The sequence below is a fragment of the Sphaerisporangium siamense genome, from assembly GCF_014205275.1.
Lineage (GTDB): Bacteria > Actinomycetota > Actinomycetes > Streptosporangiales > Streptosporangiaceae > Sphaerisporangium > Sphaerisporangium siamense.
In genome coordinates this window covers 8249741-8266119 of sequence record NZ_JACHND010000001.1, presented here as the reverse complement: position 1 = coordinate 8266119, position 16379 = coordinate 8249741, and the positions used below count along the sequence as shown (strand labels likewise).

Here is a 16379-nt window from a genome sequence, read left to right as displayed (position 1 = left end):
GGGGGCCGCCGTGCAGCCTCTGCCCCCGCCGGGCGTCCCGGCCTCCGGCCCCGCGGCCTCCGCCTCCGGGACCGACGCCTTCCGGACGACCTCCGGAAGCACCTCTGGAACCACCTCCGGGACCGGTGCCCCGGGAACCGCGGCGGCCTCCGGGACGGAGGGCCCGGCGGCGCCCGTCCAGCCGGACAGCGCGGGTCCGTCCTGGCCGCAGGGCCCCGCCGCGCCGCCCGCCCTGTCCGTCCCCAAGGGCGGCGGCGCGATCCGCGGGCTCGGCGAGAAGTTCAGCGCCAACCCGGCCACCGGCACCGGCACGCTCACCGTGCCGATCCCCACCACCCCCGGCCGCTCCGGCTTCGGCCCGCGACTGGCCCTCCACTACGACTCGGTGGCCGGCAACGGCCCCTTCGGCCTCGGCTGGAACCTCGGCCTGCCCATGATCACCCGCAAGACCGACAAGGGCCTGCCCCGCTACCAGGACGCGCCCGCGGAGGGACGGACCGCTGGCGGAGACGGCTGCCAGGACGCCTTCGTGTCGGAAGGCGCCGCCGTAGGAGACCACCGGCAGGACGTGCCACCGGGCTCGGAAGGTCTCTGTGACGACGGTGAGGACGTGTTCGTGCTGTCCGGCGCGGAGGATCTCGTTCCCGTCCTCTCCCATGACGGTGGCCGGTGGCGTCGCCGCCCCGTGCACCGCATGGAGGGGGGCCGCCGCTATCGGGTGGAGCGGTACCGGCCGAGGGTCGAGGGGCAGTACGCACGCGTCGAGCGCTGGACCGCGGTCGAGAGCGGTGAGCAGCACTGGCGCACGATCACCGCGGACGGCGTCACCCACCACTTCGGGCTCACCGCGCACAGCAGGATCGCCGACCCCGCCGCCCCGGGGCGCGTCTTCACCTGGCTGCTGAGCCGCAGCCACGACACCGCGGGGAACCTGGTCGTCTACGAGTACAAGCCCGAGGACGACGCCGGCGTGGACGCCGACCTCCCGCACGAGCGCCGCCGCGCCCCGGCCGCCCGCACCGCCAACCGCTACCTGAAACGCGTCCGCTACGGCAACCGCACCCCTTACACCCCCGCCCCTGTCCCTGATCCGCACGAGTCCACCCCGCCGGACGGCCCCGTGTCAGGTGCCGTCCCGGTTCACGGGCCGCACGGGTCCGCTCCCAGGGGTGATGTCTCGTCAGGTCTCGCCCCCGTCGGGGACGGCGGCGGGCCGGCCGGGAGCGCCGGAGATGAGGCTCGCGGCGATGCGGGCGGGTGGCTGTTCGAGGTGGTGCTCGACTACGGGGAGCACGACGGGGACGCGCCGACGCCGCGCGAGGTCCGGGAGTGGGGCCGCCGGGCCGATCCGTTCTCCACCTACCGGGCGGGGTTCGAGGTGCGGGCCTACCGGCTGTGCCGGCGGGTGCTCATGTTCCACCACTTCCCCGACGAGCCGGGGGTGGGGGAGAACTGCCTGGTCCGGGCGACCGAGCTGGCCTACCGGGGCGATCCGGCCCGGGGCGAGCGGGTGCTGACCGTCCTGGAGGCCGTCCGCCCGTGGGGGTACCGCCGCCGCGATGACGGCGGCTACGTGCGGCGCGGCATGCCCCCGGTCGAGTTCGGCTACGAGACGCCCGGCGCCGACACCGGCCCGCACATCGCCGACCCCGGCCCCCTCGCCACCCTGCCCGGCGCCGAGTCCGTCCCGCCCGGCACGGTCCCGGCCCGGTGGGCGGACCTCGACGGCGACGGCCTGCCCGGCATCCTCGCCGACCAGGGCGGCACGTGGTTCTACGCGGCCAACCTCGGCGAGGGCAGGTTCGCCGCGCCCCGCCAGGTGGCCACGCTGCCGTCCGGGGCCGCGCTGCTCGGATGGCCGGCCGGCCCGGCCCTGCGGTCGGCCGCGCGCCGGGCCGCCACCTCGGCCACGGTCGCCGACCTGGACGGGGACGGCCGCCTGGAGTTCGTCCGGCTGTCCGGCCCCGCGCCGGGGTACGTCGAACGGGACGACAAGGGCGGCTGGTCCGCGTTCGTCCCCTTCGAGCGCCGTCCCACGGCGGACGTCACCGCCCCGTACACGCAACTGGCCGACCTGACCGGGGACGGCCTCGCCGACCTGCTCGTCACGCAGGACGACGGCGTCACCTGGTATCCGGGGCGCGGGCTCGCGGGCTTCGACCCGGCGCGGCGCGCCTTCTTCGCCGGCGACGACCCGCTGACGGGCGTGCGGGAGCCGTTGCTGCTGCGCACCGACCCGACCGAGGCGGTGTACCTGGCGGACATGTCGGGCGACGGGCTGAACGACCTGGTGCGGGTGCGCCCGGGGGAGGTGCGCTACCACCCGAACCTGGGGTACGGCCGGTTCGGCCCGGCGGTGGTGATGGACCACTCCCCGTGGCTGGACGGGCCCGGCGCGTTCGACCAGCGCCGCGTGCGCCTGGCCGACGTGGACGGCTCGGGCACCACCGACCTGCTCTACCTGCACGCCGACGGCGTCCACATCTACCCCAACGCCGCGGGCAACGCCTTCACCGAGCGCCGCGTTCTCGGGCCGGGTTTCCCGCGCGCCGACTCCCTGGCCGACGTCGCCGTCCTGGACCTGCTCGGCCGGGGGACCGCCTGCCTGGTCTGGTGGAGCCCCGCGCCGGTGGAAACCGGGCGGCGGCTGCGCTACCTGGACCTCACCGGCGGCGTGAAGCCCCACCTGCTCACCCGGGTCCGCAACAACCTCGGCGCCGAGACGCTGCTGACGTACGCATCCTCGACCCGCTTCGGCCTGGCCGACCGCGCCGCCGGACGTCCGTGGCGCACGCGCCTGCCGTTCCCGGTTCACGTGGTGGAAAGAGTGGAGGTACGCGACCTGATCACCCGGACGCGCCGGGTCAGCCGGTACGTGTACCACGACGGCCGCTACGACGGCGAGGAACGCGAGTTCACCGGCTTCGGCATGGTCGAACAGTACGACGACGAGACGTTCCCGGGGCCGTCCGCCATCGCCGGTGGACTCCGGCCGCCGGAGCACCCGCGCAGCGGTTGGGACGCGCCGGGTACCGACCATGCGCGTACCGGCGAGGGCGTGGCGGGTCAGGGTGACGCGCGTACCGGTTGGGACGTGCCGGGCACGGGCCATGCGGGTACCGGCGGGGGGCTGCCGGGTACGGAGCGTTCGCTGCTTGGTGAGGTCACGTCCGAGCAGGTATCGCCGGATATGTCCGACCATGTCAGTGTTCCGCCGGTGCTGACCCGTACCTGGTTCCACACCGGTGACCCCCACCTGGCCCTGCCGGCCCCGTTCCCCGGCGACCCGCCCGTCCCCGGCGACGCGATCCCGTCCGCGGTGCGCCTGCCCGGCGGGCACGACGCGCCCTGGCCGGTGGGCAGAGAGGACGACCGGCAGGCCTGGCGCGCGCTGCGCGGCGTGGCCCTGCGCCGCGAGACGTACGGACTGGACGGGGCGGCGGCGCAGGAAGTGCCGTACGAGAGCGTCCATTCCGCCTACACCGTCGAACTGCTCCAGCCGAGGACGGCCGGGCAGCCGTACGCCGTGCTCGCCCGCCACCCCCGCGAGACCGTGACGGTACATCGGGAGCGGGGCGACGACCCCAGGATCGGCCACGAACTGGTGCTCGCCGTGGACGACTTCGGCCAGGCCACCCACACGCTCACCGCCGCCTACGGTCGTCGCCCTCACCGAGAGCGGCGCACCGGCCCCGAGCTGTCGTCCGAGGACGTGGCCCGGCAGCAGCGCACGCACCTCATGGAGCAGCGGACGGAGTACACCAACGCGGTGGACGGACCCGACGCCTACCGGACGCCGCAGCCGGCGCAGCGGCGCGAGGCCGAGATCCTCGGCCTCCGCCCCGCAGGCCCGCTGTTCACGATAGAGGCGCTAGCCACCGCGCTCGGCGACCCGGCGCGCCTGGAGAAGGTGCCTTTCACCGAATGGGACACCGGCGCGCGCCTGGAGGAGGTTCCGTCCGCTGAGTGCGATGCCGGCACACGTCCGGCTGCCCGCCCTGCCCGGCGCGAGGTCGGGCGGGCCCGCGTCTACTACCGCGCAGACGACCTCGGCGGACGGCTCCCGCTCGGCGTCCAGGAATCGCGCGGCCTGCCCGAGCAGGCGTACCGGCTGGCGCTGACCCCGGACGTGGTCCGCGCCCTGTACGGCGGCCGGGTGGACGACGCCGCGCTCGCCGCGGCCGGGTACGCCGCCGACGAGCACGGCTGGTGGACGCCGTCCGGCCGCGCCCGCTACGCCCCGCCCGGCGAGGACGAGCTCGCCGCCGCCGTGGCGCACTTCTTCGTGCCGAGGGTCTTCCTGGACCCGTTCGACACGGTGACCACGGTGGACTACGACCGCTACGACCTGCTTCCGCTGTCCACCCGCGACGCGCTCGGCAACGTGGCGAGCGCGGGCGAGCGCGACCCCGACGGCCGGGTGCGCGGCGGCGGCCTGGACTACCGGATGCTCCAGCCGCGTCTGGTCAGCGACCCGAACGGCAACCGCGTCGCCGTCGCATTCGACGCACTCGGCCTGGTCGCCGGAACCGCGATCCTCGGCCGCGCCGACGATCCGACGGGGGACTCGCTCGACGGCTTCGACCCCGACCCCGACGAGGTGGCCGTGCTCCGCTACTTCGCCGACCCGGGCGGCCTGGCCGGGCCGCTGCTGGGCCGGGCGACCGGCCGCCTGCTGACCGATCCGTTCGCCTTCGCCCGCAGTCGCGACGCCGCCCGCCCGCACCCTCCGGCCGCCGCCGCGCTGGCCCGCGAGCGGCACGCGGGCGACCTCGGCGGGGACTCCCCGATCCAGCAGACCTTCACCTACTCCGACGGGTTCGGACGCGAGATCCAGACCAAGAGTCCCGCGGAACCGGCTCCCGACCGGCCCGACCAGGCCCGATGGGCGGGCAGCGGGTGGACCGTGTTCACCACCAAGGGCAAGCCCCTGCGCACCTACGAGCCGTTCTTCTCGCCGACACACCTGTACGAACCGGACCGGCGGCACGGTGTGAGCTCGGTGCGCTGCTACGACGCCCTCGAACGCGTCGTCGCGCTGCTGCACCCGGACGGCACCTGGTCCAAGCAGGTCCTGACCCCGTGGCGGCAGGTCGCGTGGGACGTCAACGACACCGTGCTGCTCGACCCGGCGCGGGACCCGGACGTCGGCGGCCTGCTGGCCCCGCTGGTGCGGGCCGAGGAACGCGCGGGCTGGCGCCGCTGGTACCCGCCGCGCGCCTCCGGCGAGCTGGGGCCGCAGGAGCGGCGCGCCGCCCTGCTCGCGGCCGGGCACGCCGCGACCCCGGTCACCACCGACTTCGACGCGCTGGCCCGCGCCTGCCGCGTGGTCGCCCACAACCGCGTCGACCCGGACCCGCAAGGCCCGGCCGGCTCGCGGTCGTCCGGTTCAGCCGGCGCAGACTCCGCCGGCATGAGTTTCATCGGCGAGGATTTCCCCGGCGGGGACTTGGCCGGTACGGGGTTCACCGGCGCCGGCTCCACCGGCCGGGCGGGTGCCGTCGACGTGTGGTACGCGACGCGGAACCTGCTCGACGCGGAGGGGACGGTCCGCGTGGTCGTGGACCCGCTCGGCCGGACGGTCGCGCGCAACGACGTCGATCTGCTCGCCCGGGGCGGCCTCGTCGGGGACATGGACGCGGGCGAGCGCCGGCAGCTCCTGGACGTGACCGGGGTGCCGGTGATCACCTGGGACGCGCGCGGCCACCGCACCCGGGCGGAGCTCGACGCGCTGCGCCGCCCGGTGCGCTCGCTGGTGTCCGGCGGCTCCCTGACCGGCGAGATCCTGCGCGAGCTGGTCGTGTACGGCGAGAGCGTGCCCGGCGGGGAGCGGCGCAACCTGCGCACCCGGGTCGCCGAACGCCGCGACGGCGCGGGCGTCGCCACCTTCGACGCCTACGACGCGCAGGGCAACCTGTCCAGGACCACGCGGCGGCTGGCCACCGGCTTCCAGGACCTGCCCGACTGGTCAGCCGACGTCGAACTGGAGGAGCGCGTGTACGTGTCGCGCACCCGGCACGACGCGCTCAACCGCCCCGTCGAGCTCACCCTCCCGGACGGCACCGTCCAACGCCTCACCTACAACGCCGCCAACCTCCTGGAACGCCTGGACGCCACCCTCCCGGACACCCCGGCTCCGGCCGGCCCCGCATCCGACGCCCCCGACGGCGGCGCCCCGGGCGGTGGTGCCCCGGACGACGGCATCCCGGACGGCGACATCCCGGACGGCGACATCCCGGACGGCGGCGCCCCGGACGGCGGAGGCAGGTCGGACGAGGTGTTCGTCGCGGGGGTGGAGTACAACGCGCGCGGGCAGCGGGTGGAGATCCGGCACGGCAACGGGGTGAGGACGCGGTACACCTACGACCCGCGCACGTTCCGGCTGGTCCGGCAGCACACCAGCGCGGTCGCGGCCGGAGGGGCGCGGGCGCGCGGTCGCGCCGTTCTGCAGGACCTGAGGTTCTTCCACGACCCGGCGGGCAACATCGTCCGCGCCGAGGACCACGCGCGGCAGGACGTCTTCTTCCGCAACCGGCACGTCGAGCCGCACGCCTCCTACCGCTACGACGCGCTCTACCGGCTCGTCGAGGCGACAGGACGCGAGCACCTCGGCCAGGTCGGCGGCCCGCCCGCCCGCGCGGGGCTGAACCCCGTCCCGCACCCCGCCGACGGCGCGGCCCTCGCCCGGTACACCCAGCGCTTCCGGTACGACCCCGTCGGAAACCTGTTGCACGTCACGCACCGCAACGCGGCCGACTCCGCCGCCGGCTGGACCCGCGAGTACGTCTACGACCAGCCCAGCCGCCTGGAGCCCGAGCGCACGGCCAACCGGCTCGGCGCCGTCCGCGAAGGCGGGTCGCCCGGCGGTCACCCATCGACCCACGGCGGGCACCGGTTCTCCTACGACGAGCACGGCAACACCGTCCACCTGCCCGGTGTGGGGGACCTGACGTGGACGCCCGAGGACCAGATCACCCGGGTCTCGCGGGCGGCCGACGGCGGCACGCAGGCCACGTACTACGTCTACGACGCGGGCGGGCGGCGGGTCCGGGCGGTCACCACCCGCACGTCGTCCTCCGGGCCGCCGCGCCCGGTGAGTGAGCGCGTCTACCTGGGCGGGTACGAGATCGGCCGGGCGTTCACCCCCGGCGGTGACGAGGAGGTGCGGCGCGACACCGTCCACGTGCTGGACGGCGAGCGGCGGGTCGCGCTGGTCGAGACCCGCGCGGCCGGGCGCGACCGCGGGCCGGCGCGGCTGGTCAGGTACCAGATGGACGACCAGCTCGGCTCCGCGCGGCTGGAGCTGGACGCCGAGGCGCGCGTGCTGTCGGCCGAGGAGTACCACCCGTACGGCACCACGGCGCTGTTCGCCGCGGCGTCCGGCGTCGAGGCGCCCAAGCGGTACCGGTACACCGGCAAGGAACGTGATCCCGAGACCGGCCTGTACTACTACGGGGCGCGCTACTACGCCCCGTGGCTCGGCCGGTGGGTGAGCTGCGACCCGGCGGGCCTCACCGCCGGGCTGAACCGGTACGAGTACGTCCAAGGGCGTCCGATCATCGCCAACGACCCGGACGGGGCGTTCCTCAACTTCATCGTGCAGGCCGTGGTCGGGGCGGCGATCGGCGCCGTGGTCGGCGGCGGGGTCGAGGCGATCCGGCAACTCGTCACCGAGGGCAGGATCAGCGACTGGGGACGGGTCGGGGCGGCGGCGGCCGGAGGCGCCGTCACCGGGGCCATCGCCGGGCTGACCGGCGGCGCGAGCCTCGGCGTGCAGGCGGCGGGGGTCGCGGTGGGCGCGGCGGCCGGCGGCATCGTGACCCGGGCGATCAACGGGGAGCGGCAGACGGTGGGGGCCGTGGTGGTGGACGCGGCCATCGGCCTGGTCACGTTCGGTGTGATCAAGGGCGCGGGCGCCGGGATACGCGCGCTCCGCGCTCCGGCGGCGTCCGGCGCGGCGGCGGGCGGGGCGGCCGCGGGCGGCGAGGCGGCGGCGGGGCGCGCCGCGGGAGGGACCGGCGGGTCGGGCGCGCGCGGCGTCGCCACCCGCGCGGCGGCGGGGGAGATCCCGCCGAAGCCGTCCGTGCCGCCGTGGCCGCAGCAGTTCAAGAACCTCAACGAGTTCGGGAAGGCGTTCGGCTGGGGCAGCCAGCTCAGCCGGGAGGAGTCCCGCGCCCTGGCCCGGGCGTTCCCGCAAGGACGGCTCCAGGAACTCGGGGTCACGCGGGAGATGCTGGAGCAGTGGCGGTCCTTCTACCGGTACCTGGAGAGGTTCGAGCCGCGCAACCCGACCGCGCCCGGGCGGGCCGCGTTCCTGGACGAGCTCATGACGCGGTTCTTCCCCACGCCGGGGCAGGCGGCGGCCGGCGCGGCGGCGCCCGCGGCGGCGGCGGGCGTCGCGCCCGGGGCGCAGCGCCACGAGGACGACGACGCGGCGCCGGCGGGTCCGGCGAGCGCGGCGTCGCCCGGTGGCGGCGCTCAGCCGGGCGCCGGGCAGGCGGGTCAGCCCGGGGCGCCCGGGGGCCGGTCCGGCGGTGGAGGGGCGGCGGGCCAGGGCGAGCGCGGCTCCGACGGGGCGCCGCTCCAGCTTCGCCGCCGCCTGGACAGCCCGGGCGGGTCCAGGATCCAGCTCTTCCCCGGAACCTGGAACGGCCCGGCCACCACGCCGAACCCGCGCGCCGTGGAACCCGCCCCCGCCACTCCCGTCCTGGAACTCAGGTTCTGAGCACCCGCGCCGGAGGACCGGGGCCAGGAGCCCCGGTCCTCCGGCCGGCCGCGCGGGCGGCTCCGCGGCGCTTCGCGGTGCCGGGCAGGACGATCTCGATCAGAGCGCGCGCTCGTGCTTCAGCAGCCATTCCTTGACGTGCGGGCCGTAGTAGTAGCCGCCGAAGCCGCCCACCTGGGGCAGGACGCGGTGGCAGGGGACGAAGGGAGCGATCAGGTTCTGGGCGCACGCCGATCCGGCCGCGCGTGCGCCCGTCCTCGGCAGCCCGGCCCGCTCGGCGAGCTGGGCGTAGCTGACGGTCGTCCCGGCGGGGACGGCGCGCAGGGCCGTGAGCAGCCGCTGCCGGGTGGGCGTGCCGGGCTGCTCGGCCAGAACGGCGTCCAGCGCGAACAGGTCGCCGTCGAAATAGTTCCGCACGGCCTCGGCGGGCTTGCCGAGGTCGTCCACGACCCGCAGGGGCAGCACCTTGAGCGCGGGGGAGAGCCGGGCGAACATCTCGCCGGGGTCGGCGGTGAAGCCGGCGGCGACCAGCACGTCCCCGCGGACCAGCAGCGACAGCGGGCCGACCGGGGTGGGCAGGACCTGGGCGTCGATCGTCATGGCGAGCTCCAAAGGTGGGTGGCGGCGTACGCCCGCCAGGGGCGCCACCGTTCGATGTCGTCTTCGGTGATGCCGAGGGCCTTCATCGCCTTGCGCAGTCCGAGGTCGCCCGCGGGCCAGGCGTCGGGGTCGCGCAGGGCGCGCATCGCGATGTAGCCGGTTGTCCACGGGCCGATGCCGGGGACGGCCATCAGCCGCGCGGCGGTCTCGGCCGGGTCGGCGCCGCCGTCCAGGTGGATCTCTCCGGCGGCCGTCTTCTCGGCGAGGATCTTGAGGGTCTCGATCCGCCGCCCGGTCAGCCCGAGCCCGGTCAGGTCGGCCTCGGCCAGCCGGGCCGCGCTCGGGAACAGCAGGTGCGGCCGGTCGGCGGCGACCTGCACACCCTCGGCCGCCTCTCCACGCCCGAGCCCGTGCGCGTGCCTGTCCGAGGGGCCGTCCGCGAGCCCGTCCGAGGGGCCGGCCATGGGCTTGTCCGAGAGGCCGGCCGCGGGTTCGTCCGAAGGGCCGTTCGTGTGTCTGTCCGCCGGGCCGTCCGGAGGGCCGTCCATGGGGGTGATGTCGCAGGGTTTGGCGGGGGAGCCGGCGCGGGCGGCGATGCGGCCGAGCAGCGTCCTCGCCCCGGCCACGGACACCTGCTGGCCCACCACCGCGCGCACCGCGAGCTCGAACCCGTCGAACGCGCCCGGCACGCGCAGCCCCGGCCGCCGTTCGACCAGCGGGCGCAGCGCGGTCGTGCGCAGCGCGTCGGCGATCGCGCCCGGGTCGGCGTCCAGGTCGAGCAGGCGGCGGCAGCGCGCGACGATCCTCGCCAGGTGGCGGGTGTCGTCCAGCGTCACCGAGAGCTTGACGTGGCCGGCCGCGGGGGTCAGCGTGATGATCCCCCCGGGGACCGCCCGGCGGTACAGCGTGCCGGTCGCGTACTCCACGCCGGGGACGGCCCGCGCGGCGAGGAACGCCAGGAGGGCCCCGGCGTCGTAGGGGTCGCGGTGGGCGAGCCGCAGCGTGAGCGTGGCGGGCGTGCCCTGCACGGGGGGCCTGGGCGCTCTGGACAGGGGGCCGGAGGCGGCGCGCAGCTCGCCGGGCGCGAACCCGTACGCCTCCTTCATGGTCGCGTTGAACTGCCGCACGCTGCCGAACCCGGCGGCGAACGCCACGTCGGTGATCGGCAGGGAGGTCTCGGTCAGCAGTTGCTTGGCCAGCAGCAGCCGCCGGGTGCGCGCCACGGCCAGCGGCCCGGCGCCGAGACGGGCGGTGAACAGGCGGAGCAGGTGGCGCTCGGTCACGTGGAGGCGGTCGGCGAGCCCGGCCACGCCCCACTCGTCGGCCACCCCGTCGTCGATCAGTCGTAGGGCCCGTCCGACCAGGTCGGCGGCCACGTCCCACCCCGGGTCGCCCGGGCTGAGCTCGGGACGGCACCGGCGGCACGGCCGGAAGCCGGCCGCCTCGGCCGAGGCGGCGTGCCGGTAGAACCGGACGTTCTGCCGCGCCGGGGTCCGCGCGGGGCAGATGGGGCGGCAGTAGATCCCGGTCGAGGTCACGGCCGTGAAGAAGCGGCCGTCGAACCGCGTGTCCCGCGCGCTGACCGCCCTGTAGCAGGAGTCGAAGTCCAGCATCTGATGTGGGGTCACGAACATGACGATATGCGCTGCTCCACGGCGGTCGCTGGCGGAAATCGGACCTCGCCGTGGATCACGTCGCCGTCACTTGGTGGAGATGCCGACCCCCAGGTCGAACTCGCGGTAGACGCGCGCCCAGAAGCCGTCGCGCAGCCAGACCCGGGCCTCGGGGTAGGGGCGCAGCGAGTGCCCGAGCTCCTTCTCGGCCTCGATGAGCAGCTCGGTGTCGATGACGGTGGGCAGCAGCGGGCCGGGGAGCAGGTCGCGGATGTTGTCGCGCCCGCGGGTGAGGATCCACTTCTGGGCGACGTGCTCGCCGACCTCCTCGACCCTCGGGCGGCTCGGGCCGAGCTTGGTGACCTGGCCGGGCTGCTTGACCGGCGCCTTGGGGCTGATCGGGGTCCGCCCGGCGAAGACCTGGGCGGGCGAGGGCGGCGAGGGCGGGGCGGCGGGGACGACCTGGGTGGCGCGGCTGAAGTAGGGGCGCAGGAAGTCGGCGCCGAGCTCCTCGACGGTGTCGGACTCCCAGACGAGGCGTTCCGCCTGGTTGGTCCCGTAGGGCGGCTCGACGCCCCACAGGTGGATGCGCACTCCGAAGGTCTGCGCGGCCTCCACGGCGGGGACCATGTCCTCGTCGCCGGCGATCAGGACGGTGTCGCTCACCGCGTGGTGGCGGGCCAGTGCCTCAAGGTCGCTGCGGATCTGCGCGTCGACGCCCTTCTGCTGCCCGCGGGCGTTGAGGTTGCCGAGCCGTACCTTCACCCAGGGGAGCTGGGCGATGACCCGCTGGTCGACGGTCGGCACGCGGTCACGGGCGGCGTCGTACCAGTAGACGCGCAGGAGCTCTCCCGGAATCCGCTCCATGGCGTGCTTCTTGAGTGCTTGGATGAGCTCGTCGGCGGCGACGCGGTATTCCTTGCGCTCCTTGGCGCCCAACAGGACCTCGCCCGCCGCCGCGTAGAGGTACCCGACGTCCACGAGGACGGCGTATTTCGCCGCTACGGGATGCGGTGTGAGGTCCGGGATTGCCATGCTTCTCCTCCAGGGCCTCGTCTCAGGCGATGATCGGCTGACTATATTCCCCCATTTCTAGATAGTCCCAACTCTTGGCTCGCTTGACACCCACTTCCAAAGATCTAATGGGGCCGTGAGCTCGCCCGCCACGCCCCTGAGCCCGAGGTCAGCGCTGTTCTCATCTGGTAAGCGGGCTTACGCCACAATCCTGGCTTTTGCGGGGGTTGGGGGGAAGTGGCGGCTCTTGCGGAGACTGCGATGACGAGCGCGGCCACCTCTTCCGGCGTGGCCGCGCCGTGCACGATCGTGAGGTAGGGATGGTCCATGCGGCTCTCCTACAGCGGGATGTTGCCGTGCTTCTTCGGCGGCAGCGCGGCGCGCTTGTTGCGCAGCGCCCGCAGCGCCCGGACGATCTGGACGCGGGTGTGCGAGGGGCGGATCACCGCGTCCACGTACCCCCGCTCGGCCGCCAGGTAGGGGTTCGCCAGCGTGTCCTCGTAGTCGGCGATCAGCCGGGCACGCTCCCCCTCCGGGTCGTCGGCCGTGGCCAGCTCGCGGCGGTACAGGATGTTCACCGCGCCCTGCGCGCCCATCACCGCGATCTGCGCCGTCGGCCAGGCCAGGTTGACGTCCGCGCCGAGGTGCTTGGAGCCCATGACGTCGTAGGCGCCGCCGTACGCCTTGCGGGTGATCACGGTGACCAGCGGCACCGTCGCCTCGGCGTAGGCGTACAGCAGCTTGGCCCCACGCCGGATGATGCCGTTCCATTCCTGGTCGGTGCCGGGCAGGAAGCCGGGCACGTCCACGAAGGTCAGCACCGGGATGTTGAAGGCATCGCAGGTGCGGACGAACCGGGCGGCCTTCTCGGAGGCCGCGATGTCCAGCGTGCCCGCGAAGCTCATCGGCTGGTTGGCGACCACGCCGACCGAGTGTCCCTCGACCCGGCCGAACCCGACCACGATGTTCGGCGCGAACCCGGCGTGGATCTCCAGGAACTCGCCGTCGTCCAGGACGTGCTCGATCACCGTGTGCATGTCGTACGGCTGGTTGGCCGAGTCCGGGATCAGGGTGTCCAGCTCGTGGTCCAGGTCGGTGACGGTCAGGTCCGCCGGGGCGTCGAAGACCGGCACCTCGTCCAGGTTGTTGGACGGCAGGTACGACAGCAGGGCGCGGGCGAACTCCAGGCAGTCGGCCTCGTCCGCGGCCTCGTAGTGCGCGACGCCCGACCGGGAGTTGTGGGTGTGCGCCCCGCCGAGCTCCTCGAACGTGACCTCCTCGCCGGTCACGGTCTTGATCACGTCGGGGCCCGTGATGAACATGTGCGACTTCTCGCGCACCATGAGCACGAAGTCGGTGAGCGCGGGGGAGTACACCGCGCCGCCCGCGCACGGCCCCATGATCAGGGAGATCTGCGGGATCACGCCCGAGGCGTGCACGTTGCGCTTGAAGATCTCGGCGTAGAGCCCCAGCGAGACCACGCCCTCCTGGATGCGGGCGCCTCCGGAGTCGTTGATGCCCACCACCGGGCAGCCCGTCTTCAGGGCGTGGTCCATGACCTTCACGATCTTCTCGCCGAAGACCTCGCCGAGCGAGCCGCCGAACACCGTGAAGTCCTGCGCGAAGACCGCGACCGGGCGGCCCGCCACCGTGCCGTGGCCGGTGACCACGCCGTCGCCGTACGGCCGCTCGCGGTCCAGGCCGAAGTTGGACGACCTGTGCCGGGCCAGCTCGTCGAACTCCACGAACGAGCCCTCGTCCAGAAACTCGATCACCCGCTCGCGCGCGGTCATCTTGCCCTTGGCGTGCTGCTTCTCCACCGCGCGCGCGGAACCGGCGTGGGCGGCCTCGTCGAGGCGGCGCTCCAGGTCGGCGATCTTGCCCGCGGTGGTGTGCAGGTCGACGCCTTCGATGTGGGGCACGGGCTCAGCGCTCATGCCCGTAGGTTAGTCCTCCGGCGGGCGCCGCCGTCGCACGGAGTCGCCGTACGCGGCGCGCGGCTAGAGTGACGGACATGACCGACCTCGCCGGCGCGCCCGGTCCCGTGGAGCCCGGCGGGTCGCCCCCGGCCGTCCGCACGCGCGGCCTGTTCAAGCGGTTCGGCGCGCAGGTCGCGGTCGCCGGAGTCGACCTGGTGGTGCCGCGCGGCGGCTTCGCCGGCCTCGTCGGGCCGAACGGCGCGGGGAAGACCACCACCCTCAGCATGATCACGGGCCTGCTGCGGCCGGACGGCGGCACCGCCGAGGTCGCGGGCGTGGACGTCTGGCGGGACCCGGTCGCGGTGAAGTCCCAGGTCGGGGTGCTCCCCGAGGGGCTGCGCCTGTTCGAGCGGCTGTCCGGGCGCGAGCTGCTGTCCTACAACGGCCAGATCCGCGGCATCCCCAAGGACGAGGTCGCCCGGCGCGCGGAGGAACTGCTCAAGGTCATGGACCTGACCGGGGCGGCCGACAAGCTCGTGGTCGACTACTCGACCGGCATGCGCAAGAAGATCGGCCTGGCCGCCGCCCTGCTGCACAACCCGAAGGTGCTCTTCCTCGACGAGCCCTTCGAGGGCGTCGACCCGGTCAGCGCCAACACGCTGGTCGAGGTGCTCCGGCGCTACACCGCCTCCGGCTCGACGATCGTGTTCTCCAGCCACGTCATGGAGCTGGTCGAGCGGCTGTGCGACTGGGTGTCGGTGATGAACCTCGGGCGCATCGTCGCCCAGGGGCCCCTCGCCGAGGTCCGCGGCGGCGGCACGCTCAACGCGGCGATCCTCGACCTGGTCGGCGCGCGCGGCAACGGCGAGGAGGGCCTGTCGTGGCTCGGCTCTTCATCCGGCTGAAGCTGCGCCTGATCGCGGGCAACCTGCGCGGCGACCTCATGCGCCAGGTGGGCTTCATGGTCACGCTGGCCGGCGCTCTGATCGTCGGCTGCGGCGGGCTCCTGCTGATGAGCCTGCTGCGCCTGGCGCCCCCGGACGTCGCGCTCGACGTCGGCGTCGTGACGTTCACCGGGCTCACGATCGTCTGGATCGTCGCCCCGCTGATGGCCTTCGGCGTGGACGAGACCCTCGACCCCGCGCGGCTGGCGCTGTTCCCGCTGACGCCCCGGCAGATGGCCGCCGGCATGTTCGCCGCCTCGGCCGCCGGCCCCTGGCCGCTCGCCTCGCTGCTCGTCCTGCTGGGGGTCGTGGCGGGACTGGCCCGCGGGGTCACGGGCCTGCTGCTCGGCCTGGTCGCCGTCGTCCTGCAAGGGGCGCTGTGCCTGGTCGCCTCGCGGGCGGTCACCACGGCGCTGTCGCGCCTGCTGCGCAGCAGGCGGGGCCGCGACCTGCTCGCCCTCGGCGTGGTCGCCGTCATCCTGCTGAGCCAGCTCCCGAACCTGCTGCTCAGCCGCGGGTACGGCGAGGACGCCCGCGCGATGCTGGCCGGGCTCGCGGGCGTGGTCCGCTGGGGGCCGCCCGGCATGGCCGCGCACGCCATCGCGGACGGCGGGCCGGCCGGCCTGGCGGAGCTCGCCGCGGTCGCCGTGGTCGTGCTCGCCTTGGCCTGGGTGTGGATCCGGGTCCTCCGGAACGCCATGGTCACCGCGGACGCCTCCACACAGGCGGGCGCGGTGCGCGGCGACCGCCTGGAAGGGCTGCTGCCCGGCGGGCCGCTCGGCGCCGTCGTGGCCAAGCAGCTCAAGTACCTGCGCCGCGAGCCCCGGGGCCGCATGGGCTGGCTGGCGGCGGTCGGCGTCTCCGCGGTGATCATCTTCACCACCAGCGGCGGGGCCGCGGAGGCGATGCCCACCTGGAGCGTCGTCGGCCCCGTGTGCGTGGCGGCGCTGATGATCGGGCTCCAGTCCGCCAACCTCTTCGGCGTCGACGGCGGCGCCCTGTGGATGCACGCGCTCGCCTTCTCCACCGCCCGCGAGCTGCGCACCGACCTCGCCGGGCGGCAGTTCGCCGTCGCGCTCGTCGGCGTCCCGCTGCTGGCCGTGCTGTCCCTCGCCGCCGCGCTGGTCGCGGGTGACCTACCCGCGCTGCTGCCCGCCCTGCTCGCCGGCACCGGCCTGCTCCTGATCGGCCTGGGCGTGGGCGCGCTGGTCAGCGTGCTGCTGCCGTACACCTTCCCCGAGCGGGTGAACGCCTTCTCCGGCGCGGCGCCGGGCCAGGGCCCGCTGGCGATGGCCGGCTCGTTCGGCGCCATGACCGCCACCGGCGTGCTGGCCTTTCCGGTCCTGCTGCCGGTCATCGCCGGTGTGGGCTGGGTCGCCGCCCTCGGCGTCGCCTACGGCCTCGGGATCGCGTTCGGCGGGCGCGTGCTCGCCGCCTCGATCGGGTACGACCGCCTGCCGGAGATCTTGAACGCGGTCTCCCGCCCCGCCTGAGGCATCGGCACATTGGTCTAGTCCAATAGGTGAGACGGTGTCCGGTCTCGGGCGGCGAATGGATACCCTTC

8 protein-coding genes are annotated in these 16379 nt (G+C 74.7%); 3 read left to right on the top strand and 5 right to left on the bottom strand.

Features of this window, described 5'->3' with window-relative positions; translation table 11 throughout:
* Nucleotides 1-10: 10 nt before the first annotated feature.
* Nucleotides 11-8725 (top strand): DUF4951 domain-containing protein, encoded by an 8715-nt coding sequence (locus BJ982_RS37215; RefSeq protein ID WP_184887968.1) that lies wholly within the window; start codon nucleotides 11-13, stop codon nucleotides 8723-8725.
* Nucleotides 8726-8824: 99 nt separating this feature from the next.
* Here the strand turns inward: BJ982_RS37215 and BJ982_RS37210 are convergent, their stop codons facing one another.
* The 5 genes from BJ982_RS37210 to BJ982_RS37190 form a co-directional block, all read right to left on the bottom strand.
* Nucleotides 8825-9325, bottom strand: coding sequence for a methylated-DNA--[protein]-cysteine S-methyltransferase (locus tag BJ982_RS37210; protein ID WP_184887966.1), 501 nt, complete (start codon nucleotides 9323-9325; stop codon nucleotides 8825-8827).
* Nucleotides 9322-10953: a DNA-3-methyladenine glycosylase 2 family protein gene (locus BJ982_RS37205; RefSeq protein ID WP_376697705.1), complete on the bottom strand. Its 1632-nt coding sequence runs from the start codon at nucleotides 10951-10953 to the stop codon at nucleotides 9322-9324. The genes BJ982_RS37210 and BJ982_RS37205 overlap by 4 nt, the downstream gene beginning before the upstream one ends.
* Before the next feature lie 72 nt (nucleotides 10954-11025).
* Nucleotides 11026-11973 carry an NYN domain-containing protein gene (locus BJ982_RS37200; protein WP_184887964.1) on the bottom strand — a complete coding sequence of 316 codons (948 nt, stop codon included), beginning with the start codon at nucleotides 11971-11973 and terminating at the stop codon, nucleotides 11026-11028.
* A 104-nt stretch (nucleotides 11974-12077) separates the two neighbouring features.
* Nucleotides 12078-12281, bottom strand: coding sequence for an acyl-CoA carboxylase subunit epsilon (locus tag BJ982_RS41065; protein ID WP_184887963.1), 204 nt, complete (start codon nucleotides 12279-12281; stop codon nucleotides 12078-12080).
* Between the two features lie 9 nt (nucleotides 12282-12290).
* A complete protein-coding gene (locus BJ982_RS37190) occupies nucleotides 12291-13889 on the bottom strand; it encodes an acyl-CoA carboxylase subunit beta (protein WP_184887961.1) in 1599 nt (532 codons plus the stop codon).
* Between the two features lie 77 nt (nucleotides 13890-13966).
* Between BJ982_RS37190 and BJ982_RS37185 the strand changes: the two genes are divergently transcribed.
* Together BJ982_RS37185 and BJ982_RS37180 are read left to right on the top strand one after the other, a co-directional pair.
* On the top strand, nucleotides 13967-14776 hold the full coding sequence (locus tag BJ982_RS37185; RefSeq protein ID WP_184887959.1) for an ABC transporter ATP-binding protein: 810 nt from the start codon (nucleotides 13967-13969) through the stop codon (nucleotides 14774-14776).
* Complete coding sequence (locus BJ982_RS37180; protein WP_184887957.1) at nucleotides 14752-16308, top strand: hypothetical protein; 1557 nt, start codon at nucleotides 14752-14754, stop codon at nucleotides 16306-16308. Before BJ982_RS37185 ends, BJ982_RS37180 begins: the two co-directional genes overlap by 25 nt.
* Nucleotides 16309-16379 lie beyond the last annotated feature (71 nt).

Bases quoted from the DNA above. Each gene is read 5' to 3' on its own strand.
- BJ982_RS41065 (WP_184887963.1), bottom strand. From the start codon at position 12,281: ATGGACCATCCCTACCTCACGATCGTGCACGGCGCGGCCACGCCGGAA.
- BJ982_RS37185 (WP_184887959.1), top strand. From the start codon at position 13,967: ATGACCGACCTCGCCGGCGCGCCCGGTCCCGTGGAGCCCGGCGGGTCG.
- BJ982_RS37200 (WP_184887964.1), bottom strand. From the start codon at position 11,973: ATGGCAATCCCGGACCTCACACCGCATCCCGTAGCGGCGAAATACGCC.
- BJ982_RS37210 (WP_184887966.1), bottom strand. From the start codon at position 9,325: ATGACGATCGACGCCCAGGTCCTGCCCACCCCGGTCGGCCCGCTGTCG.
- BJ982_RS37190 (WP_184887961.1), bottom strand. From the start codon at position 13,889: ATGAGCGCTGAGCCCGTGCCCCACATCGAAGGCGTCGACCTGCACACC.